This is a genomic window from Mixta mediterraneensis, from assembly GCF_030283135.1.
Classification (GTDB): Bacteria; Pseudomonadota; Gammaproteobacteria; order Enterobacterales; family Enterobacteriaceae; genus Pantoea; species Pantoea mediterraneensis.
Map to the genome: position 1 here is coordinate 20,729 of NZ_JASUAZ010000028.1, position 23,684 is coordinate 44,412.

Sequence of the window (23,684 nt, forward strand, 5' to 3'; positions counted from 1 at the left end):
TGTCGCCTTCACGCAGGCTTTTATGCGGTCAGCTCTGCTACCCAAACAAAATGTCATGCCCTTAAAAGGATAAATGACAAAAAATTATTAAAAGGTCCGATCAAAATGACACCGGAAATCATTGATATTCATCCTCACATCATTTCGACAGATACTGACCAGTATCCTATTGCACCCCAGCATGGGCATCGTTCGAAATGGTCAGCCACCCGTCCGGCCAGCTTCGAAAAGTTAATCCAGGAGATGGACGAGGCCGGGATCGCGAAGGCGGCAATCGTTCACTCTTCGACGACATATGGTCACAACAATGCTTATGTGGCTGATTCGGTAGCGAAGTATCCACAGCGATTTACCGGTGTTTATTCTTTCGATCTGCTCGCCCCTGATGCATTGCAGACTTTTGACTACTGGCTAGCCCGCGGCATGGGAGGGATTCGACTTTTTACTGGTGGGGCGACACATCAGACCGATGGCAGCTGGTTAGTTAACCCGGCGACTTTTCCTGTCTGGCAGCGCTGCGCCGAAATCGGCATGACGATGGTTATTCAGACGACGCCGGAAGGGCTGAGTATGGTGGCCGAGCTGGCGAGACGCTTCCCTGACGTCAGGATCGCACTCGATCACTGTGGACGTCCCAGTCTTGCAGGCGGCCCGCCCTATACCGCCTGTAGCGAGCTGTTCGCGCTGGCGAAATATCACAACATCTATCTCAAAATCACGCCTAAAACCTTTGAACTGGCCCAGGCGGCACCCGGTGGGAGCGAGGCATTTTTCTCACATCTGGTACAGGTATTCGGCGCTGACCATCTGGCCTTTGGCTCGAACTATCCGGCATCGGAAGGCCCATTGAAGAAGCTGATTGAGCAGGGGCAGGCGTGCTTCGCTTCACTGAGCGAAGAGGAACGTGCCTGGATCTGGGGGCGTACGGCGAAAATCCTTTATCCAGCGCTTGCTTAACAGGATAAAGGGGGTGCCTGAAAAGCACCTGCTGGTGGGGTACAGCGCCGGTCGGGTTATACCGTCTGGTAAGCGATGTTGTGCCTGTTTTCAAACCTCGCCGACTCACAGAGTGAGCTTGCCTACTAATCAGGGTGAATCATGGGTTTTTTTCTCGATTCTTCAATACTGTCGGCAGCCAGTCATGCGCTGTCACTCATTTTATCTGTAGACCGTTTGGTATTCGTCGTCGCGGGTGTCCTGGTTGGGATCGCCATAGGGCTGGTACCGGGGGTGGGTGGTCTGACCGGCTTTGCATTACTGGTGCCTTTTACTTACACCATGGATCCTATCGCCGCCTTAGGCATGCTGCTGGGAATGCATTCGGTGACAGCAACGTCAGATGTGCTTGGCGCCGTGCTTTTGGGCGTACCTGGCAGTGCGGCCTCACAGGCAACGGTGCTCGACGGTTTGCCTATGACCAAACGTGGCGAAGCCTCGCGCGCGTTGAGCGCCTGCTATACGTCATCGCTGATGGGCGGATTAATCGGCGCGGCCATTCTTGCCATCTCTCTGCCATTGATACGCCCGCTGGTTCTGGCTATCACCACACCCGAGATGCTGGCATTGACCATTTTTGGCATCACAATGGTTTCGGTGCTGTCAGGTAAGGCACCGCTCAGAGGCGTGATCGCGGCCTGTTTCGGGATTCTGATTGGCATGATCGGCCCCAATGTCGAGACCGGGCAATTGCGCTGGACCGGACACTTACTCTATCTGGAGGAAAGTATTCCCATCCTGCCGGTCTTACTGGGCGTTTTTGCGCTACCAGAGCTGTGCGATTTAGCAATTAAGCGCACAAAAATAAGCAACCATACGGCCGTTGGCACATTCAAAGGAATGGGCCAGGGTGTCAGAGATACGTTACGTAGCTGGTTCTTGGTGCTGCGTTGTGCCGTCATCGGGGCGTTTTGCGGTACGGTTCCTGGGATTACCGGGTCGGTGACGGACTGGATTGCCTATGGTCATGCGCTACAAACCGAGAAGGGGGCCAGTAAATCGTTTGGTAAGGGAGACGTGCGTGGCGTCATCGCTCCCGAGGCGGCCAATAACTCGCGGGAAGGTGGAATGCTGGTGCCAATGCTGGCGTTTGGACTGCCCGGCGGGGCGGCGCAGGCCATTCTGCTTGGGGCGCTGATGGTGCACGGGTTTAACCCAGGGCCAGACATGCTGACCAAACATCTGGATTTGACTTATTCCATGGTCTGGTCGATTGCCATTGCCAATATCTTTGGAGCAGGGCTTTGCTTTCTGTTCAGCGGTCAGTTTGCCAAGATTGCGGCGCTGCGCTACTCGCTCATTCTGCCCGTTATCATTCCGGTGGTCATGGTCGGGGCTTTCCAGGGTTCGCGTAGCTGGGGGGATTTATTTGTGGTGCTGATTGCCGGGCTGATTGGCTGGATTATGAAGCGTCAGAAGTGGCCACGTCCACCGTTGATCCTGGGCCTGGTGCTTGGCTTACTTATTGAACGTTATATGTCAATTTCGTTTCTGCGTTATGACACGGATTGGCTGTTGCGACCGGGTGTTCTCGTCTTGCTCACTCTGTCGGCAATCGTCCTGCTCAGCCCGCTGTTCAGGCTGATGAAAAAAGGTGAGCTTGCACAAATGCTGTGGCGACCAGAGGGAGGAAAAATTGCATTCCGGCCTGACGATCTCACCTATGTGTTCTTTATTGGGGTTGCAGTTTACATGCTGGTCACGGCTCAGAAATGGAATTTTCTGGCTTCAATCGGTCCGACGGTTGTCTCCAGCATTCTTATCATTGCTGGCACGATCAGCCTCGCCTACAAAATTTTCTTCACATCGACACGGGTGGGCGCAAGCGGTAATACCCGCAGCGATGCGTCAGGCGAACTCAACTCACTGCCAGACAAAATCATTTTGCTGCGTGCAGCGCGCTTCTTTGGCTGGTTTCTCGCTTTTCTCGCTTCCACAGCGCTGATTGGCATGTTGCCTACGATACCGCTGGTCATCATTGCCTTTATGCGTATTGAGAGCCGCGAACCCTGGCGACTCTGCCTGATGCTCGCGATATGCGTAACGGTATTTCTGTATTTCATTTTTGACCGGATGCTGCATATCGCCTGGCCGAGTCATCTCCTCTTTTACTGAACGTTATGGAGCCTGCGCACACGGATGTGCCTGACAACCTGATTTATTTCTGACATGAGCGGCGCATTAGAGTGTGCTCCCGTCACACATATCATTTTTGTAGCAGGAGAAAAAGATGAACACCCGATTACAGAAAATTGAGCCTGGCAAGGCTTCCGACAAACAGAAGACGGTCATCGCACGGTTAAGTGAAGGCCGAGGACGCATTCCCACCCCGTTCAACATCTGGCTACACAATCCGGCACCGGCTGAAGGAATGGAGATCATTGGCACGCATATCGACAGCTCACCGGTGCTGAACGAGGTGGAAAGCGAAGTAGCGATTCTTTCTACAGCCGTATTCTGGAACGCGCCCTATGTCATTGCCAACCATCACCGCCACGCAATAAAGGCTGGTGTTCCAGAATCTGTGGTCAACGCCATTCTCGCAAAACAGCGCCCCGAGGCCGGAGAAGGGCGACTTGGCGTGGTTTGCGATGCGGTCTGCGACATTCTCGCGGGCGGGAATATCACTGACGAGCGTTTTGCCCATTACGCTGCGGTTCTGGGTCGCGCGGCGATCGCCGAATTACTTATCGTAATAGGGTATTTCACATCGGTGTCGCTCGCCATGACCTTCCATGCACTAAAACCGAAGGCCACAGGCTAAACGTCTTATTGCTGCACGACCACGCAGGCTTTGATTCCACCTTTGTGCCGTGTGGCTCGTGCCTCACTCACCTACATTTCTGACAGGAGGCCCTATGAGCGGCGAATCCACTTTCACTCCCCACGGCCAGCATTTTATTGCAGGTGTCCAGGTTGCGACAGACACGACGTTCGATTCAACGCCCGTCCACGGTCCGACACACGCCTTCTCAATGGGTACGCCCGATCTTATTGACAAGGCTTGTCAGGCTGCCGAAGAGGCCTTTTGGTCGTATGGTTACAGTACGCGAGAGGAACGCGCTTTCTTTCTGGAAGCGATTGCGGATGAAATCGAAGCGCGGGCTGACGCGATAACCGAAATCGGTACCCAGGAAACCGGTTTACCTGTCGCCCGGCTGGTCGGCGAGCGCGGCCGCACGGTAATGCAACTACAGCTTTTCGCGGCGCATATTCGTGCTGGTGACTATCTTGATCGCCGCTACGACACCAGCGTGACGTTTCCCCAGCCAGGAGCGAAGCCCAGGTTACGGTTGATGAATCGACCCATTGGTCCCGTTGCGGTATTCGGAGCATCCAACTTTCCGCTCGCATTTTCTGTGGCAGGCGGAGATACCGCCTCAGCCCTGGCGGCGGGCTGCCCGGTAGTCGTGAAGGGACATCCCGCGCATCCTGGCACCTCAGAGATCGTCGCCCAGGCCGTGCTCGCAGCCATTACCCGCTGTGGCATACATCCGGGCGTATTCTCGCTGGTTCAGGCAGGAGGACGGGCTACAGGCGAAGCGCTCGTCCAGCATCCTTTGATCCGTGCCGTGGGATTCACTGGCTCACTTGCAGGTGGCCGCGCGTTATTCGACCTCTGCGCGACGCGCCCCGAGCCGATACCCTTTTTCGGCGAGCTCGGCTCGGTAAATCCTATGTTCCTTCTGCCTGCTGCGCTGGCAGCCCGCAGCGAGGAAATCGGTATCGGCTGGGCCAACTCGCTTACCATGGGGGCGGGGCAGTTCTGCACCAACCCTGGCATCGCCGTGGTTATGCGTGGCAAGGAGGGAGATAACTTTGCCGCAGCGGCCCGTTCCGCATTGGGGCAGGCTCAAACGCAGGCCATGCTTACCGAAGACATTGCGGCAGCCTATCGCGAAAGGCGCGACCGTATGGCCGCTGAAGCCGGGGTAAGCTCGCTGCTGGTCTCATCCTGCAATTTGCGATCTGCCACATCCGATCTCTTCAGCGTTACCGCCGCAGAGTGGCTGGGCAATCACGTGCTGGCCGAAGAGGTCTTTGGTCCGCTCGGTCTGATTGTTATCGTGGAAAATTTTGCCGAGATGTGCGAAGTCGCCAGCGCTCTCACCGGTCAGTTAACGGCAACCGTTCACATGGATGAGTCCGATGCCGAGGCCGCGCTCAGCCTGCTAACGATCCTTGAGCGTAAAGCGGGGCGCGTCCTGATCAATGGCTTCCCCACTGGCGTAGAAGTCTGTGACGCGATGGTTCACGGGGGGCCTTATCCCGCTTCCACCAACTTCGGGGCCACTTCAGTAGGCACGCTCTCTATTCGCCGTTGGTTACGTCCCGTCTGCTATCAGGACTTTCCACACAGCTTATTACCGGAGGACTTGCGGTGAGATAAATAAGTTTTCCCTGTCTACATGAACGTCCCACAAAGCGAATTACCGAAGAATTTGTAATGACATCGGTATGGCAGTCCATGTCTATTTCCTGGCGCCTGACGGCGCCACTTCGTGTGCTTTTCGGTCAGTTTACTTAACAAATCTAATAACAAAAAAATAGAGTTAATAATATGACGAAATACAGGAATATTTTTCTGGCCTGCTCTGCATTGACCTCTATAAATGTTTCACCTGCGTGGGCTCAGCAAAATACAGATCAAAGCAAACAACTTCAGGCGCTCACTGCACAGGTTGCAGCACTGAGTAAACGACTCGATCAAATGGGTACGGAACTGCAGGCTCAGAAAGCGCAAAATCAGCAACTTCAGTCAGCCGTGAACCTGCACAAACAGGAAGTGGAGAAGCCGCAAGTTGAGAAAGTCGCGGACCGTCCTCTAAAACACGCGCCCGAAAAAACTGCGGCTAATAAAAATACGCTGAAGGCCCTTGCAAAAGAACATGATATTTCCGTGTACGGCCAAATAGATCTTGGTGTCGAGCATATTAATAATGTAAGCGGGAGTGGCGATATTACGCGTTTAAGTTCAGGGATAGGAACATCCTATTTAGGCATTCACGGTAAGGAATATATTAGTGAGAATCTACGGGCTATATGGAACCTGGAAACGGGCTTTTCACCCGATAATGGTACTTCGCTCCAGGGAGGACGCATTTTTGGACGGCAGGCATATTTAGGTCTTGAGGGGAAATACGGCAGCCTGACACTGGGCCGCCAATATAACGTACGGTTTTTAGCATGGAAGGAACTCAATCCCTTCGGCGCGGGATCGCACGGTATCACCACGCTGGACGAAGGGTATACCGGCACTGCTCGCTCGGATAACTCGATTCGCTATATTCTTCCCATTGGTGGGTTCACCGTCGGCGGAAATTACAGCTTTGGCCGTGATGCAGTAAAAGGCACCAGCGTGGTTGCCAGCAACTGTGCCGGGGAAGCTGACGATGACAATGAATGTCGGGAATGGGCCGTCATGGCCAAATATGACGCAAAAAACTGGGGATTATCCAGTGCCTACGAGCGTATTTATGGCGGGACCGCTGCGACCTATGGCGGGTTGACATCGCCAGACATCACGGACAGCCGGTTCCTGCTAGGCGCTTACTATATGATAGATAAAGCTAAAATTGCGGTAGGCTGGGTGAAACGCGACAATCAGGGTATCGATACGCCGCAAAGTAATCTGGTTTGGGTGTCTGCTAAGGTGCCAGTAACCAAAAACATTTCCGTTGACGGTATGCTGGGACAAATCAGGTACGACAATTCGCCTGACAAGGCGCAAGCCATCGTATTACGCGGCGTTTACTCGCTCTCCAAACGAACTGAACTGTATATGTCAGCAGAACATATGAGCAACAGCGGCGACCTCGATTTCGCTGCGACAAACTCCTCGCCCAAGGTTGCTCCACCAGCAGGCGGGTCACAATTCTCTGTCATCACCGGGATAAAATTCCGCTGGGGAGAGAATTTCGCTTTTGAAGAATAGTGTTCCCACTTCGCCCGGCATCTTATGTATGCCGGGCAAACCTGCCCGAATCAGGAAAAGAGACAGGGGGCAAAGACAAACGATTCGTATCAGCTGCGGTACGGCGTAAGATTGACGCTCGTTAATAATTGAGCAGCGTCTTCTAAGCATGAAACCATAAGCTGGGCACTGGGTGTCAGGCCACGATTGCGATTCCATAGTACCCCAGCCGGACGGAGCAATTTAGGCAGGTTCAATGGAAGTTTATAGAAGTGTTCATCGGCCCCGTTGGCAAGCGATTCCGCCATTACCGCAATGAAATCAGAATACTGCAGGTGGGCGCGGACGACATGGATCGAGAGCGTCTCGATATAGTTATTGGTCAGAGGCACATTATTCACCTCCAGAACCCGCTCCAGGGGATCGCGTAATATTGAGCCTGGCGGCGGCAGTATCCAGGGATAGGCAGCAAGATCTGACCATGTTAGCTCCTTGCTGTGTGCCAGCGGATGGTGGCATCCCGTCATCAGTACTACCGGCTCATCAAGCAGCTCCTTTTCCTCAAAACTGCCATGTGTATCCAAAATTGGTAAGCGGCCAACAACCAAATCAAGATGGCCCTGCCAGAGTTCAGGCAACAAGGATTCCGTTGTGCCTTCAATTACCGTCACATTCGTGCCAGGCGATTTTTGCTTAAGGAAGTTCAGCGCCTGCGGCAGAAGTACCGAAGCAGAGGCGGCCAACATACCGATACGGACCTTGCCTTCGGCTCCAGAACTCAGGGCCTTCAGCTCATCGCGAGCCTGATAGAGAATTGCCAGCATGGCGCGTGCATGTCGAATAAGACACTCGCCACATTGCGTAGGCATCAGCCCATAGGTTGTGCGAGAGAACAGAGTGAGCCCCAGCCCCCGCTCAAGCTCGGCCAGTGATTTCGATACGGCTGGCACAGTCACATGCGTGATCTCAGCCACCTGAGTCAGGTTACGATAAGTATCGATCGCCACGAGCAGGCGCAGGTGACGGGCCTTCAGGTTGATTTGCAAATACCAGTCGAGATTATTCATAGAGTGTACCTTTGGCGCTTTTTATCCACTTGCTCTCTTTAACCGCACCGTTTAGTCCAACGGATGTATATGATGAAACTCATCACAGGTACAGGAAAGTGTTGAGGGTTGGGTGTATCAGAGGCGTTGTTTGACTGGCTTACTTATATTTTATGACTTGTTATTTTCATGATCCCATTTCAGTGGCAAGTCGAAATACGGGGCGGTGACTCGCGCAATTATCCGTGCTCGTATGGTGATGCTACCGCCTGTATAAAAGCGCTGAGAAGACGCTGTAAAATATTGCCCGTCTATTATCGCGGTATCCATTGAGAAAAACTGCATCGTCCTTGAGTAAATAGTTAACGCCTGGCTAAGCAATATGACGAAACCGGCGCTATTCTGTGTGTCATTACAGCCCCCGGCTGAACCTTCCTGCGTCAAATTTTATCAGGCGATAACCGGCAGGAACTTTTACTACAACGAAGCAATATTCAGAGATGCAGCTTTGCTCTGCTGTCAACGACGGGTAAAAAGTGATCCACTTACCTCTCTACCGACAGTCTAATATTGATCCACCGTTTTACTCAGGATTAGCTTCAGCGATAATTCCGGTCTTTCGTTTCTGTTTCAGTCGATAGCTCTCTCCTTTTATCTGCACAACGGTGATGTAAGTTACGATCCAGCATCGCTGATGTCAGGGCTGCATCTCCTGCGAAGATCTGGTCCCACTGCCCGAAAGGCAGGTTAGATGCCAGGAGCATCGCGCTCTTTTCGTAACGTTTGGCGATGACCTGGAAGAACAGCTTTGCCTCTTCCTGACTGAACGGCAGATAGCCTGTTTCATCGATGATGAGCAGCTCCGGCGTCATTACGCCACGGTAAAGCGTTGTTTTATAGCGGCCTTGGCGTTGCGCTGTGGACAGCTGAAGCAATAGATCCGCCGCCGTTGTGAAACTTTCGACAAGGACATCAGAGTGACCTGAACATTACTCATATGGTATCTGGACAATCTCTTTTGCTTCACACTAAATCAGCCAACAGTCACTGTTCGCCCTCTAGTCCAGCGAACCTCGATCTCATGATGCAGCCTTCTATATGAATAAAATTCGTTGTTTCTATGCTCTTAATCAACCGTTCAGCCCTATCTGCTAAAAGTATTCTCCTTTTTAGGGGGCAGATTTTCGTAGCAAAGAAGTCCTTACAGATAAATAAAAACACCGGAACATACGTTAAAAAACTAAAGGAACAAAGAAAGTGCGTATTTATATTTTAAAATAATGCGTGATACGGAATCAGTCATATTCTGTAAGCCGTGGCACGAACGGTTTTTTATTTTTTCTTATAACTTATATCTGAGAGGTTTTCATGTCTGTAAAACGTGCTGAAATCCATACCTGTTAGGGCTGTCAATCACCTATGCAGGTATTCCAGCAGCTAAGCGAGTCTCGTAAGCATAAAATTTTTATTTTTTGATATTTAAGTTTATTTTGGCAAGTTCATTCTCTCGATGGGTTAAAGTCGGCTGTTTTATTTAGAGACAGCAGCAAAGTCACGATATCATGTGCGGTGTCATAATCAAGATTTCCGGTCGGCTCATCTGTCAGTAACAATACCGGTTCACCAATTAGAGCGCGGGCTATAGCCACACGCTGTCGTTGGCCACCTGACAAGTCAGGAGGACGATGGGAGAGATGTTTAACCAGGCCTACTCGTTCAAGCTGTAACCGGGCCTTGATGGGATACAGCAATGTCTACTCGCAGCCATACTGACAACTTTCCCATTATCATTTGTAAAACTGTAGCAGCCAGTCCGCCAGAAGCTGTAAGTATTCATAATCCAGATCAAGCGAATTGCGAAAGGGGAATCAGATCATGCAATTACGCACCGGTTAAATGCACCACCGGGCATCGATACCCTCCGATAAACCCTCGGCGTGTCACACACGCGAAGCATGAAAATATCCCTGGCTGCACGATGAATTACCGAATATTCAAAGTCTGGCACCTGCTTCTTTACAGAATGTGTCAAAACGCCCCTCACTCCCGCACCGTGATGCCCAATGTCACCAACGCAGCGAATGCCTTCTGACGCTTCTGTTTCTACGTTAAGTTCGTACTTTACGTGAAGCGCTTCACAAATTTCTCTAAATCAATGCGTTAACGCTGATAAAAAATAACCTCAGTTATTCAAAAAGTTGTCCTTGATTTCCCGCAGCGCGTCTTTTTTATTCCGTGATCCTGCCCCACAAAACCCAATAAAAACGTTTTTATTAAAAACGTTTTTATGCAAGTCTGATTATAAGTTAATCACCAGTTAACAAACTGTTGTACCCGGCCGGAACAGCAGGCAAAAAATACGCCTTTAAAACATACGGGAGTCATCATGAGCGCTGAACAAAGCGAACAACAGGGTAAAACCGGAGCGCATATCGTCGCTGCTGCCCTGAAACGTCACGGGGTTGAGGTCATTTTCGGGCAGAGCATTCCAGCCGCCCTTTTTCTGGTCACCCCACAATATGATATTCGCCAGGTGGGGTATCGCGCCGAAAATGCGGGCAGCTATATGGCCGACGCTTATGCCCGTCTTTCTCATAAACCCGGAGTGGTTACTGCGCAAAATGGTCCGGCAGCAACGCTGCTGGTCGCAGGACTGGCGGAGTGTTTCAAAGCCTCGGTGCCAGTAGTCGCCATTGTTCAGGATGTACATCGCAAGATGGCCGATAAAAACGCCTTCCAGGAGCTTGACCATCTGGAGCTCTTTAAGGGCGTTGCTAAATGGACTAAACGCGTCAGTGAAATCGACCGGCTTGAAGATTACGTTGATATGGCCTTTACCGCAGCGACTTCAGGGCGACCAGGGCCAGCGGTGTTAATTATTCCTATCGATCTGTTTAATGAACAGGCCACCGAGACTTCACGCAAACATACTACCTCGACTGGTTACTTTCCGTTGGATCGCAGCGTTGCGGCCCCTGACGCTGTCAACGAAGCGGCAAAACTGTTGGCCGCTGCCCGCGCGCCACTGGTGATCGCTGGCGGCGGTATTCATCTCTCTGATGCTTCTGCCGCGCTGGCAGATTTACAGGAGAGCGCCAGTCTGGCGATTGCAACGACGGCAATGGGTAAAGGCAGCGTTGATGAAACGCATCCGCTTTCAGTCGGGGTGGTTGGCTACTTTATGGGTGAACGCGGTCGCACCCGCCATCTGCGTGAGCTGGTAACAGAAGCGGATGTAATTCTGATGATCGGGAATCGAACCAACCAGAATGGCACCGACAGCTGGACGCTCTATCCGGAGAACGCCCGCTACATCCATCTGGATATTGACGGGCAGGAAGTGGGGCGTAATTACGATGCCTTACGTCTGATCGGCGATGCCCGTCTGACGCTGGAGGCGCTGACTTCAGCCCTGCAAAAACACGATCTCAGCAAACGTATTCAGCAACGTGCTGAACTCAGCAAACGTATCGCGGCCGGTCATGAACGCTGGCAGGCGGAAATCAATAACACATTGAATCTGGATGCATCGCCCCTGCGCCCGGAACGTCTGATGCGCGATCTCGATAGCATACTGACGCCAGAAACTATCGTCGTAGCGGATGCCAGTTACTCCTCCATCTGGGTAGCCAATTTTCTGACCTCACGGGCAGTCGGTAGCCGTTTCGTGACGCCACGCGGTCTGGCAGGGCTTGGCTGGGGCTTCCCCTATGCGCTGGGCGCCAAAGTCGCGTGCCCGGAAGCGCCGGTATTTGCTCTGGTAGGGGACGGGGGTTTTGCTCATGTCTGGTCTGAGCTGGAAACCGCGCGCCGTATGGGGATCAACGTGGTGCTGGTGGTGCTCAACAATCAAATCCTTGGTTATGAAAAACATGCGGAGAAAGCGCTGTTTGGCGGCTACTCCGATGCCTGCGATTTTGCTGCGGTCGATCATGCCGCAGTGGCGCGAGCCTGTGGGTGTGAAGGGGTACGCATAGACAAGGCCGCAGATTTCCTGCCAGCGCTGCAAGCCGCTTTTGCCGCCAACACCACAACCGTTATTGATGTGGTGACCGATGAACGCGCTTATCCGCCGGTCACTCTGTTTGATAACAAAGATGGTCTCAATTACTAAACCGCCGGGAGAGCACGATGAAAAAAATTCTTAACAGCCCGGAAAACTACGCCGATGAAGCGCTGGAAGGAATGTGTCTGGCGTTCCCTCACCTTTATGCGCAGTCGGGTGAAGCGGGTCGGGTCATTACCCGTGCCACGCCAGCGACGAATAAACCCGGAATCGTTTCCGGCGGAGGCAGTGGACATCTGCCAACTTTTGCCGGTTACGTGGGGCCGGGTTTGCTGGATGCCTGTGCTGTTGGCAACGTATTTGCCGGGCCTGCGGTTATGGACTGTATGGACGCGATACGTGCGGCCAATACCGGAAAAGGCGTCCTGCTGCTTTTTGGTAACTACGGCGGCGACAAAATGAATTTCGCCATGGCGAGCGAAATGCTGGCAGCGGAAGGGATTGAAACCCGTACCGTGCTGGCCTGTGATGACGTGGGGTCTGCCGGGCGCGATGAGCGCCAGAAACGGCGTGGCGTAGCGGGGCTGATTTATGCCTACAAAATTGCAGGTGCAAAAGCGGAACAGCCCGATGCCACCCTGGATGAGGTGGCGGAAATTGCACAACGCGTCCTGGATAACACCGTCACTATCGGTGTGGCGCTTTCGCCCTGTACCGTGCCAGAAGCAGGAAAACCTACCTTTACCCTGGCTGATGACGAAATGGAGATCGGCATGGGGATCCACGGCGAGCCAGGCATTCGTCGCGGCCCGTTGCTGGCGGCAGATACGCTTGCCGACGAGATGCTAAAAACGCTGCTGCAAGACAGTGGTATCCAGGCCGGCGATCGCGTCGCGGTGATGCTGAACTCGCTGGGGGCCACGCCGCTGGAGGAGCTGTTTATTCTCTGGCGCCAGGTGCGGGTCGGATTGCACGATCGTGAAATCAGCCTTAGCCCGCCGCAAATTGGCCGTTATGCCACATCAATGGAAATGACGGGCGCCTCGCTGACCCTGCTGAAACTGGATGATGAGCTGGAGGCGTTACTGAACGCTCCTGTGATTTCCCCCTGGTGGAGTAATGTGTCATGAGCCTGAACGCAGAACAATTGTGCGCCGTGCTGCTGCGTTGCTGCAGCCGGGCAAAAGAAGCAGCAGAGGAATTAAACAGGCTGGACGGTCAGCTTGGCGATGGCGATCTTGGCGCTACCCTGGAGAAGTGCGCGCGCCTGACCGAGGCCGCGCTAGCCCCTACGCCGCAGGATATTCCTGCCGTATTTCAGGCTGCCTCCATGGCTTGTGCGCGCGCTTCCGGCTCCAGCTTCGGTACTTTGCTGGGCGTCGCTCTGCTGACAGCAGCAAAGCAGAATTCGGAAATGAAAACCCTCGATCTCCAGACTATTCCATCAATTCTGGAAGCCGTGCTGGCAGCGCTGATGGCGCGGGGAGGGGCCAGCCTGGGCGATAAAACGGTACTTGATGCTATTGATGCCTTAACCCGGACGCTGAAAACGCAGCCGCTGGAAAACTGGCCCAGCGTAGCTCCGCAGGCGGTGGCCGCAGCGCTGGAAACCTGGCGTCAGAAACCCAACAAAATAGGTCGCGCGCGTATGTTCGCTGAACGCTCCGTTGGCCTGGACGATCCCGGCATGGTGGCGTTCGCCCATTTGGTCGATGCCGCTACCGGCCGCACCACGCATTCACAGGAGGTATCCGGATGACAGGATCGCTGGAAGGATTAAAAGTTCTCGACTTATCACGTTTTATTGCCGGGCCAATGTGCGCTATGCAGCTTGCTGATATGGGCGCTGATGTGGTGAAAGTAGAGCGCAAAGGCAAGGGTGAAGATACCCGTCAGAACAAACCACAGTTGAACGATCAAAGCCTCTACTTTCTTTCGTTCAATCGCAACAAGCGTAGCCTTGAGCTGGACTTCCGTTCCGCAGAGGGGCAGGCGCAGTTGCGTCAGCTGATCAGCAAGGCTGATGTGCTGATCGAAAACTTCCGCCCCGGCACGATGGAGAAAATGGGCTGCGGCTGGGAGACGCTTCATCAGCTTAACCCCCGGCTGATTATGGTGCGGATTTCCGGCTTTGGTCAGAATGGTCCACTTGCGCAGCGTCCCTGTTTCGATGCTATTGCTCAGGCGATGAGCGGCATTATGAGTATCTCTGGTCAGCAGGATGGGCCGCCAACCATGGCGGGAACGTTTATGGTTGACTACGCTTCGGCGCTTTACGCCACTATTGGCACGCTGGCGGCGCTGAACGTGCGCCATGCCACCGGGCGTGGTCAGCTGGTGGAAGCATCGCTGCTGGAGAGCGCCGTCAGTATGCTTATCTCCGCCATTCCTGAGCAGGCACAGCTGGGGCGCACCATGAGCCGCGTCGGCAATCTCGACCGTTTTTCGGCGCCAGTTAACAGCTATCAGACGGCCGATCAGCGCTGGGTCTACCTGTCTGCAGGCACTGACGCGCTATTTTCACGCCTGATTGACGCGATGGGACGTCAGGATTTGATGGAAGATGCCCGCTTCAATAATTATCACGCTCGTCTGGCAAACAATGTTGCCATCGACGCGGTGGTGGCTGACTGGGTACGTTCTTTTCCCGCCGATGACGTGGTGATGTTAATGGATCACGCGGGCGTTCCCTGTTCGGCGGTCGCCACCATTGATGAAGTCTTAAAGAACCCGCAACTCAAAGCGCGTAACCAGCTGGTGGATATAGATCATCCCACCGCCGGCACTTATACCACTCATGGCGTGACAGTGTCACTCTCCGATACACCAGGATCCATTCGTCGGGCACCGCCGGTACTGGGTGCGCACACCGATGAAGTCCTGAGCGAATGGGGCATTAAGAGAGGAGAACAGCATGGCTCGTATTAATCCTGAACTGCGCGAACCCACTTATGAAAATGTACGGGTCGATGAGTTAATCGGTCCGCTGCGAATTGATGCGGATGAAGCGTACCGCCGCCGCGCCTGTTTTGCGCTTGATGATTACAGCCCGGAATATACCGGCGCGGATGCACGCTGGGTGCCTGCACCGATGCTGGGACGTGATCTGGTGGCGCTGTTCTGTAGCGTTTACGATCCCAGCCGCACCGTCGGGCTGCATCAGAAGGAGGAGATCTGGTTTCTTAATCCTGTACCACTTAATGCCCGGCTCAGCTATACCGGCAGGTACACCGATAAATATATGAAACGTGGCAAAGGTTATACGGTTTTTGATACCGAAGCGCGCGACGCCGACAGCGATACACCCTATGTACGCCAGATCAGCACTGAGATCATGCGTATTCCTGACAATATTCAGCTTGGCACCGGCAATGCGGCGAAAACGTTACAGGCGGACCACATCGACCCAGTGTGGCCTGAAAATATCACGCCGCTAACGCATGCCCGGCGGAATATGGCGCCCGGTACGCCTGTGCAGCCGCTACAGAAGCGGCCCGAGCAGGGGCAGATGACGGTGTTTTCGGGCGGTAATACGCAGTGGTACAACATCCACACCGACATTGAAGTGGCGTTAAAAGCGGGATTCCGTGACACCCTGGCGCAGGGAATGATGGAAACCTGTTGGATTGCCGAAATGCTGGCACGTTTTGCGGGCCCCGCCTGGCACACGTCCGGCTGGATAAAAATGGCCTATATCAGACCGGTTTACCGTGGCGACACCATCACCTGTAAAGCGGTAGTCGATGAGATGCAGGACGATGTGGTGAAGTTGCATGTCTGGGCGGAGAACCAACACGGTGAACGTACCGCTGTCGGCTGGGCCAGCAGCAGAATACAACGTTAAGATGCACCTCTTTTTTACCCAGGCCTGCTTCCGGCTGTAACAGGTCTTTTTACCTCGATACAAAACAACGCACCCAAGGGCGTGCGGGCTTTCGCTCACCCCAAAGGTACCTAAACCCTACAAGCCAACTGCCAGGGGAAATGATATGAACAGAGTTAACAACCAGGCGGCCAGTGACAACGTCGATAAGAAAAAATTGAGCCGGGTGGCTTTCGCCAGCCTGATAGGAACATTCATTGAGTTTTATGATTACTTTATCTATGGTGCGGCGGCGGCGCTGGTCTTCCCGCATCTGTTTTTTACCGAACTGTCGCCGACTGTCGCTACCATTGTCTCTTTTGCCACCCTCGGCGTAGCCTTTATTACGCGTCCCATCGGCGCGGTGATCTTTGGACACTATGGCGATACCGTAGGGCGTAAAGCAATGCTGATCGCCTCCGTCAGTATTATGGGGATCGCCACTGTCATTATCGGTCTGCTACCCACTTATGAAACCATTGGCCTTGCGGCACCTGTTCTGCTGGTGATCGTTCGTCTGATTCAGGGGCTGGCCGTCGGCGGGGAGTGGGGCGGCGCCACGACAATGATGATTGAGTATGCTCCGAAGCAAAAGCGCGGTTTCTATGGCACCTTTGTGCAGCTGGGTAACGTGCTGGGTGTGCTCTGCGCCACGGGTTCCTTTGCGCTGGCATCTATGCTGCCGAAAGAGACTTTCCTTGACTGGGGCTGGCGCGTGCCTTTCCTTGCCAGCATTATCCTGATGCTGATCGGTATCTTTATTCGTATGAAGATCGAAGAGCCGCCGATGTTTAAAAAAATGCTGAAGGAGCGCGAAAAAAGTAGCCTGCCGATTGTTCAGGTATTCAAAAAATTCCCCCGCCAGATTTTCCTTGCGGCTGGCCTGCGTATCAGCGAAAGCGTGGTGGGTTACCTGATAATCAGTTATGTGCTGCAATACACGACCTCGAAGTTCAATATGCCGAGCAGCACTGTGCTGACCGGCGTGATGATAGCCGCCGCTACCGGGTTAATTGCCTTCCCGCTGTGGGGCATATTGTCTGACAAAATTGGCCGCCGTGCGGTGTTTCTAATCGGCTCGTTTGGCTCCTGTCTGCTGGCCTATCCGTTTTACTGGCTGGTGGATAGCGGCACCGTCTGGGGCGTGTATCTGGCGCTGTTTCTCGGCTACAGCTTTGTTATCGGCTCAATGTACAGTATCGAACCCTGCTATCTGTCGGAGATGTTCACAACTGAGGTGCGCTACACCGGGGTTTCGGTGGGTTCGCAACTGGCGGGAGTATTTGGTGGCTTTACACCGATGGTTGCCACGGCTCTGGTTGCCTGGGCAGGCGGCGGTTTCTGGCCAATTGCCTGGATGGTTATTGTTTCTGGCGTTATCACGGGCTTCTGCGCACTGGGAACGGGCGAGACCATGCACCGCGATCTGCACGACGAGAAAGATTTTGAAGCAACAGAAAAAACGCGCAGCGACAGCTTACTGATAAAAAGCCGTTAATACCGAGCCAGAGAGGCTTCGTGCCTCTCTGGTCTGAGGTAGGCCACTCGCGCGGTAAAAACGTTTTTTTCACTTTTGACGTTTATGTAATAATCGCCTCATTCTTTTATGTTTTTACGAAAGTCAGGAAGTTGCCGAATGACCAGAAAACCTCTGCAAAGCAAAACCCATTCTGCCAGTGGCAAAGTTTCTATCTTTGACGTGGCACGTGAAGCGGGCGTGGCGGTTTCAACGGTCTCCAATGCGCTGAGTAACAAAACTATCGTGAGGGAAACCACTCGCGAGCGGGTACAGGCAGCGGCGGACAAGCTCGGCTACCGCGTTTCCGTGGTGGCCCGTTCCTTGCGAATGCAACGCACCTTTACGTTAGGCGTGCTGCTGGCAGATATTGCCAATCCCTCGTCGCCCGATTTTCTGCGCGGCATCGAAGATGTTGCCGATCGGGAGCAATGCAGCCTGCTGGTATGCAATACCGACGGGCAGCTGGAAAAGCAGCTGGCGCAGATGCGGGTGTTACTGGATCGCCGCGTTGACGGCCTGGTGATGCTCTCCCAGCACTGCGAGCAGCCGGAGATACGAGCGCTGCTGGAAAATGGTGATACGCCCTATGTCATGATCCAGCGCCGTTCGCTGCATCATGACGATAATTATGTCGGTGCCAATAATGAGGAAGGTATTGGCGCAGCGGTGAAACATCTGGTTGGGCTGGGACATCAGCGTATTGCGTTAATCCGTGGGCCGCGCGACTCATCTACTGCTGATGAACGCTATGAAGCGTATCTGAATAGGTTGCATGCTTATCAGTTGCCGTTGCAGGCAGATTATGTGGCGCAGGGCGATTACCATGTCAGCGGCGGTTATACCGCAGCGAAGCAGTTTTTTGCTCTGGATCCGCGCCCAACGGCTATCCTGGCCGCAAACGATATGAGCGCCATCGGTGTGATGAACGCAGCGCATGAAGCGGGTTTGCGCATCCCCCAGGATCTCTCGCTGATTGGGCTGGATGACATCGAAATGGCATCTTTTTCGCCGATCAATCTCACGACCATTGCCCTGCCGCGTCGCGAGATGGGCGCGGCTGCTACCTCGCTGGTAATGAAAATTATCCGTCAGAAAAGCCTGCCTAAGCCAAAACAGAAAATCTTTCCGATGAAGCTGATTGTACGGGGTTCTACCGGACGCCCTGGCAAGGAGTAAGGCGTTTCCGGCAGCGCGGCTTGCCACTGCATATCACAACGGGCGCACCAAAAAAACCTGACGCGCCCGTGCACTCAGAAAGTTTTTAACTGATAAAGCGTGCCGAAAGGATCGATCTTCTCGCGAATCAACTGTAGTTCTTGCGCACCAGGCTCAACGGTCTGCGGTGGAACGCCTTCGACGATCGGTTCAAAACTCATTGCACCGATCACGCTTTCCAGCGTTTCACCTGGATGCACTGAACGCAGCCGCATACGTTTTGATTCAGGATGGAAATCGAAAATCGCCTTATCCGTTACGCACAGTGCCGGTCCGGGGCCTGGTAGACCCAGTTTTGCGCGGCTATCGCCGCCGTCGAGATAACCCACGCTGGTAATAAAATCCACTTTCGGCACAAAAGCGCGTGGTGTGAGATCGGTGACAATAATCGGTCGCTTAATAAAGGCCAGATGTTCGGTCTGCGCCAGACAACCCACCAGCCGGGTTTTGGGCGGCTGGCTGCCGCCAATTTCTGTAATGTTCAGATTGCCGTACTGGTCTACCTGCGGTGCGGATTCAAAAGAGACATCGAAACGGCCACGCGTTACCATATCGATCTTATAGCCTACATCCTGTGGCGATGCCGCAGCCGGCCAGTGCGTATAGGCATCCTGCAACAGCGCTTCCGGGATACGGTCTAACGCTGGCGTAAGCAAGTTGCCCCAGTAAATAGAAAAGCCAGGCGCGTGAAGCAGCTGTGCCAGACGGGCCGCCGCGATAGGAATGCCTACGGCGAGAGTAAACGCGCGGGCGGCAGTGCCAAGCCCCACAAAGCCCAATTCATCATCCTGCAATTCGTGCGCGATGGCGCAAATCATCAACTCTTCGGTGGTATAATTCTTCTGCGTCATACTTAAAACTCCCGCGCAACGTCAAAGGCTTTCAGGGCGCTAAACGACCCAACTTTTTCCACATACTGGCTGCGTTCCGGGCAGCTAAATACGTACTCCTCCAGCCATTTTCTCGCCCCTTCTGGCGTAGCTGAAGCGGCCAGCCAGCCTTTTAACGCCGCTTCATCTTCATTGTAAAAGCCGTCGGTGGCGGTGGGATGAGCGCCATAAGGGACTTCAATCAGGGCCTCTACCAGCGTGTGCGGGATATAGGTAAGCGCCGGTCGCTGGCATACCTGCTGATGTGGAATAATCTTCTCAACAGTGACAATCAGCCGTTTCGACGCCGATGCCATCATCTGATCAATATCATCGCTATCGCGAACCACCGGCCACTGAACATTGCCATATTCATCGGCTGCATAGCCGTGCAGCAAAGTGAAATCGGTGTCAGCTGCTTTCAGTGCCAGCATCGGTTGACCACTGAACGGGCAGTTCAGCGGTTTAATCTCTTCAGGGCTTTTATCTACCATACCGGTGCCGAGCAGCGCTTTGGACGGCAAAAACGGCAACCCCATTGCCGCGGCGCGAAAACGGGCGACGAAAGCAGATTCTGAATAATCATGGGTAGCAATTTGCCCGCTTTGCACTGCACGGCGGAAGTTTGGTGCCAGGCCGTGGCGGAAGAAACCCGCATAAATCCCCTCCCAGCGCTGGATCGCCTCACTGGCCGCCAGCATATCTGTCGCCAGGGTAGTGGCCCAGGTCAGCAGGGTAAGATCGCGCTTACGCTGGCGTACCAGCTCATGTACCAGCGCCATCGGCTGGCGGCGCAGCAGCGAACCGCCCAGCGTAATGCTGGCACCATCGGGAATACGTGCCACAGCCTCACGAAGAGTAGTGAGTTTACTTTTCATCATTGTGCCTCATTAGGATGGGGGATCAGGGCGCCATGCGGGTTCACCACCTGGCGTAACAGAGAGAGTTCTTCGGCGGTAGGCCAGGGCGTGGTCGGCACATCGGCGGTGTGTATGCTGAAACCGGTACTGACGCGCACCTCATCAGGCGATACACCGGGATGAATACTGTGCAGCTGTGCCCGGCCATGCTGACGATCAAAATGAAGTATCGCCTTCGGGGTGATAATCCACTGCGGGCCGCCGTGGTGCAGCCCAAGCGCATCACGCCCTGACTGGCCGCCAGGCCAGCCGACACCAGAAACATAATCAACCTTTTCGACAAAGGTGCGAGTCTCATGGCTGGGCATCATCAGATATTCGCGACCAAAACAGGTCATATGTTCGGGCAATAAAATTGACCCGACCAGACGTACGCGTGGCCGCTGGTAATCACCGATACAGGTACTGTTAATATTGCCTTCAGCATCTACCTGTACGCCGGAACCAAAACCAAAATCGACATCTCCGCGCCGTACCGCATAGTGGCCGGGATAGGCCTGCATCTGCGCCTCGCAGGGCAAGTTTTGTAATGCATTATCAAATTCTGCTGAGGGCAGCGCCTGTAGCTGGCTGAGATCGGGATTAATACACCATCCCGCCAGCAAAATAGTGAGATCGGGCGCATGAGTCTGCTGCGCAAATGCCATCGCCGCCAGCGGGATACCGGTGATATAAAGCGCGGCGGCACGGCCAGTGGCAAGACCCGTAAAACCGACCTCACCATTACGCATCTGTTTTGCCAGGAGGATGGCGATAAGTTCTTCGCGAGTACAGGCAGGATGGCTCATTGCGGGATCGCCATATTACGTAACGCCAGAAGACGGCGATTGCCAGACTGGTCGAGATAAGCCTGATGATCGGCAACGCCAGTAATATGCTGTTGCAGCCATTGTGCAAAACGCTGCGGCGTAGCACTGGCGGTGACGTAATCCCAAAAAGCCCTTTCGTCACAGTCGTAGATCCCAGGCACTGAGGTAGGATGCGCGCCAAAAGGGGCTTCTACGATATGCGTGGTGCGGAAAGCGGGGATCTCTACCAGATGCGGCTGGCGGCTAAGCTGTTGCGGGCTGACAATTTTCTCAACGCTGACAATGACCCTGTCACAGCAGCGCGATAGCGTAATATCAGCGCTCTGCGGCAGCATCTTGCGGCTATGAAAGGCGACATTGCCATATTCGTCACCCAGCGGCGCATGCAACAGCACTACATCCGGGTTGGCGGGCGGCACAGCCCACATCTGTCTGGCGGTAACCGGGCAGGCGAAAGGGACAATGTCCGGATTGTTTGCAGCGACTCCGCTGCCGCCAAGAAAGGTGCAAGGCCAGAAGGGAAGGCCCTCCTGCGACGCACGAAACCGATCCCATGCGATCAATTCCGGATAATCTACCGTTTTCAGGACGCCACTTTCAGCGGCGCGACGAAAATTACGTGCCAGACCAAAGCGCTCCAGCCCCACATAGGATGTTTCAATACAGTGCAGGACGCCGGCGCCAGTCAGTAGATCGGCCTCAATACCATTTAAGATACCGATCAGCGTCAACTGTCGCTTCTTCTGACGTACCAGCTCAGCCGTCAGAGCCATGGGCCGCTGGTAGATAGCAAAGCCACCCAGCGCAATGCGTTCGCCATCTCTGACGGTGCTGACCGCTTCCTTAAGGCTGGTTAATTTTACCGTTCTTTTCATGTTACCTTCTGATTTTAAATGAATTTAATATGGTAACGATCCCACACGAGGAGCAAAAGAAACGCTGGTGTATCCAGCGCAAAACCGATTATCAAACGCCTGTCTGCTTTTTAAACTAACAAACTTTAAAAACGCTGAATGTGAGATCGATCCCAGTTTAATTTTTCAACGCAATCATGTATAACCACAGGGTCTGTTAAAAGGGGATGACATGAAAAAAAGAGTGATGCAATCCACTGGCAGCCGCGCAACGCTGGCAGATATTGTCCGTGAATCGGGCATGTCCCGCTCAACCGTTAGTCGTGCGCTAGCGGGGAAAGGCTACGTCAGCCCGGATAAAAAACAGCTCATCCTCGATACCGCTGAGAAACTGGGGTATCGCGTTTCTACTCTCGCCCGAGCGCTACGTACTCAGCGCTCCATGACGCTTGGCGTACTGGTGGCAGATATTACTAACCCCCTGTTTCCGGCCATAGTGAAAGGGATCGATGAAGTCGTAAGTGCAGCTGGCTATACGCTGTTTCTCTGCAATACCGATGAGAACAGCCAGCGCCAGCAGACGTTAATTCGTTCGCTGCTGGATCGCCATATAGATGGGTTGATCTTAGTGTCGCAGACTCTGAATGAAGCTTCGCGCAATTTACTGAAAAATGGGCCACCATGCGTTTTTGTTAATCGCATGCCATCCACTGTAAAAGGTGACTATATTGGTCCCGATAACGTCCAGGCGATCAACCTGCTGCTGGAGCATCTGCAGAGTCTGGGGCATCGCCACATCGCCTGTATTACCGGCCCGGCGCAATCATCCACAGCGCGGGAGCGCAAAGAAGCATATCTGGCAGGGATGCAGCGCCTGAACTTTCCTGTCCAGCCCGGTTATGTGATCGAAGGGGATTACCATGGCAGCAGCGGCAAAAAGGCGGTAGCACAGCTATTGCAGTGCCAGCCGCAGCCCACAGCCGTACTGGCAGCGAATGATTTCGTAGCCCTCAACGTTATCAACGGTCTGATAGAACAGGGTATGGCGGTGCCAGACGATATTTCAGTCTGTGGCTTTGATGATGCTTTTGGCATGCATTTCAGTGCGCTGGCGCGGCTGCAGGAGAAAGGTCTCACCACTATTGCTCAACCTAAGCGTGAACTCGGCCAGGCGGCAGCACGAGCGCTATTAACCCGCATTAATAATCCGCATGAGGCGATTAGCCGAACCATCCTGCCCGTGACGTTGCAGGTAAGAGATACGAGCGGGAAAGCTTGATGTGAGAAAACATAGCGCCAGGCGGTTTTTTACTACTGCATTTTGCACAACGGGTTCTTGAGGCAAGAGTCCCTGATAGCTGTTAAAACATAGCTGAACGAAACCCGGAAACCCTCAAGCCCTGCATTTATATCGCAGGGCGCTTGTTTTCGCTCGCAGGCCAGGCACGGATCCAGGCAGCTTCATCTTGACGGTAAAAGTATGGCAGGCGGGGGGCAGAGATATGAGTGTCGGATAAGCGGTGGAGCGTTAATTTAACATAATCTTGATTATGCGCACCAGTGCGCAGATAAGCCCGTTCGGAAAGAATTTGTTGCCGGATACCCAGGAAAAAACAAACCGCACCCCGGGTTGATGTGAAAGCCTGTCACCGACGATAGCCATTCTGTCACACA

The 23,684-nt window shown here is 53.7% G+C and carries 18 protein-coding genes and 2 pseudogenes; 13 read left to right on the forward strand and 7 right to left on the reverse strand.

The features are described 5' to 3' along the window. Nucleotides 1-105 precede the first annotated feature (105 nt). The 5 genes from QRY16_RS15295 (at nt 106) to QRY16_RS15315 (ending at nt 6,931) form a co-directional block, all read left to right on the forward strand. Nucleotides 106-957 carry an amidohydrolase family protein gene (locus tag QRY16_RS15295; protein WP_289777212.1) on the forward strand — a complete coding sequence of 284 codons (852 nt, stop codon included), beginning with the start codon at nt 106-108 and terminating at the stop codon, nt 955-957. A gap of 141 nt (nt 958-1,098) precedes the next feature. Next, complete coding sequence (locus tag QRY16_RS15300) at nt 1,099-3,111, forward strand: tripartite tricarboxylate transporter permease (protein WP_289777213.1); 2,013 nt, start codon at nt 1,099-1,101, stop codon at nt 3,109-3,111. Between the two features lie 115 nt (nt 3,112-3,226). Then, a complete protein-coding gene (locus tag QRY16_RS15305) occupies nt 3,227-3,760 on the forward strand; it encodes a carboxymuconolactone decarboxylase family protein (RefSeq protein ID WP_289777214.1) in 534 nt (177 codons plus the stop codon). 94 nt (nt 3,761-3,854) lie between these two features. Further along, nucleotides 3,855-5,381: an aldehyde dehydrogenase (NADP(+)) gene (locus QRY16_RS15310; protein WP_289777215.1), complete on the forward strand. Its 1,527-nt coding sequence runs from the start codon at nt 3,855-3,857 to the stop codon at nt 5,379-5,381. Nucleotides 5,382-5,707: 326 nt separating this feature from the next. Beyond that, entirely contained in the window at nt 5,708-6,931 is a 1,224-nt protein-coding gene (locus QRY16_RS15315; protein ID WP_289777216.1) for a porin, read from the forward strand. An 89-nt stretch (nt 6,932-7,020) separates the two neighbouring features. Here QRY16_RS15315 and QRY16_RS15320 read toward each other — a convergent pair whose 3' ends face one another. The 3 genes and pseudogenes from QRY16_RS15320 to QRY16_RS15330 form a co-directional block, all read right to left on the reverse strand. Then, nucleotides 7,021-7,977, reverse strand: a complete 957-nt coding sequence (locus QRY16_RS15320; RefSeq protein WP_289777217.1) for a LysR substrate-binding domain-containing protein — start codon at nt 7,975-7,977, stop codon at nt 7,021-7,023. A gap of 562 nt (nt 7,978-8,539) precedes the next feature. Continuing rightward, a pseudogene (locus tag QRY16_RS15325) lies at nt 8,540-8,912 on the reverse strand (ATP-binding protein); the annotation flags it as partial. Nucleotides 8,913-9,485: 573 nt separating this feature from the next. Next, nucleotides 9,486-9,689 (reverse strand): annotated as a pseudogene (locus QRY16_RS15330) (ATP-binding cassette domain-containing protein); the annotation flags it as partial. A 653-nt stretch (nt 9,690-10,342) separates the two neighbouring features. Between QRY16_RS15330 and QRY16_RS15335 the strand changes: the two are divergent. The 7 genes from QRY16_RS15335 to QRY16_RS15365 all read left to right on the forward strand — a co-directional run bounded on the left by QRY16_RS15335 (nt 10,343) and on the right by QRY16_RS15365 (nt 18,519). Next, the gene (locus QRY16_RS15335; RefSeq protein ID WP_289777218.1) at nt 10,343-12,070 is read left to right on the forward strand and encodes an acetolactate synthase catalytic subunit; all 1,728 of its coding nucleotides are present in this window, start codon (nt 10,343-10,345) and stop codon (nt 12,068-12,070) included. A 17-nt stretch (nt 12,071-12,087) separates the two neighbouring features. Then, nucleotides 12,088-13,092 carry a dihydroxyacetone kinase subunit DhaK gene (locus QRY16_RS15340; RefSeq protein WP_289777219.1) on the forward strand — a complete coding sequence of 335 codons (1,005 nt, stop codon included), beginning with the start codon at nt 12,088-12,090 and terminating at the stop codon, nt 13,090-13,092. Further along, on the forward strand, nt 13,089-13,721 hold the full coding sequence (locus QRY16_RS15345) for a DAK2 domain-containing protein (protein ID WP_289777220.1): 633 nt from the start codon (nt 13,089-13,091) through the stop codon (nt 13,719-13,721). The genes QRY16_RS15340 and QRY16_RS15345 overlap by 4 nt, the downstream gene beginning before the upstream one ends. Continuing rightward, on the forward strand, nt 13,718-14,890 hold the full coding sequence (locus tag QRY16_RS15350) for a CaiB/BaiF CoA transferase family protein (RefSeq protein ID WP_289777221.1): 1,173 nt from the start codon (nt 13,718-13,720) through the stop codon (nt 14,888-14,890). The genes QRY16_RS15345 and QRY16_RS15350 overlap by 4 nt, the downstream gene beginning before the upstream one ends. After that, a complete protein-coding gene (locus QRY16_RS15355) occupies nt 14,877-15,806 on the forward strand; it encodes a MaoC family dehydratase (protein ID WP_289777222.1) in 930 nt (309 codons plus the stop codon). The genes QRY16_RS15350 and QRY16_RS15355 overlap by 14 nt, the downstream gene beginning before the upstream one ends. Before the next feature lie 145 nt (nt 15,807-15,951). Continuing rightward, on the forward strand, nt 15,952-17,322 hold the full coding sequence (locus tag QRY16_RS15360; RefSeq protein ID WP_289777223.1) for an MFS transporter: 1,371 nt from the start codon (nt 15,952-15,954) through the stop codon (nt 17,320-17,322). Between the two features lie 138 nt (nt 17,323-17,460). Further along, nucleotides 17,461-18,519, forward strand: coding sequence for a LacI family DNA-binding transcriptional regulator (locus QRY16_RS15365; protein ID WP_289777224.1), 1,059 nt, complete (start codon nt 17,461-17,463; stop codon nt 18,517-18,519). Between the two features lie 74 nt (nt 18,520-18,593). Here the strand turns inward: QRY16_RS15365 and QRY16_RS15370 are convergent, their stop codons facing one another. Genes QRY16_RS15370 through QRY16_RS15385 form a run of 4 tightly spaced genes read right to left on the reverse strand, consistent with a single transcriptional unit; the run spans nt 18,594 to nt 22,031 of the window. Further along, nucleotides 18,594-19,409 (reverse strand): CoA-transferase subunit beta, encoded by an 816-nt coding sequence (locus tag QRY16_RS15370; protein ID WP_289777225.1) that lies wholly within the window; start codon nt 19,407-19,409, stop codon nt 18,594-18,596. Nucleotides 19,410-19,411: 2 nt separating this feature from the next. Next, entirely contained in the window at nt 19,412-20,308 is an 897-nt protein-coding gene (locus tag QRY16_RS15375) for a CoA transferase subunit A (RefSeq protein WP_289777226.1), read from the reverse strand. After that, nucleotides 20,305-21,135, reverse strand: a complete 831-nt coding sequence (locus QRY16_RS15380; RefSeq protein ID WP_289777227.1) for a CoA-transferase subunit beta — start codon at nt 21,133-21,135, stop codon at nt 20,305-20,307. Before QRY16_RS15380 ends, QRY16_RS15375 begins: the two co-directional genes overlap by 4 nt. Then, a complete protein-coding gene (locus tag QRY16_RS15385; RefSeq protein ID WP_289777228.1) occupies nt 21,132-22,031 on the reverse strand; it encodes a CoA transferase subunit A in 900 nt (299 codons plus the stop codon). Before QRY16_RS15385 ends, QRY16_RS15380 begins: the two co-directional genes overlap by 4 nt. 211 nt (nt 22,032-22,242) lie before the next feature. On the opposite strand from QRY16_RS15385, the gene QRY16_RS15390 reads away from it, so the two are divergent. Beyond that, complete coding sequence (locus tag QRY16_RS15390; RefSeq protein WP_289777229.1) at nt 22,243-23,289, forward strand: LacI family DNA-binding transcriptional regulator; 1,047 nt, start codon at nt 22,243-22,245, stop codon at nt 23,287-23,289. Nucleotides 23,290-23,684: the final 395 nt, after the last annotated feature.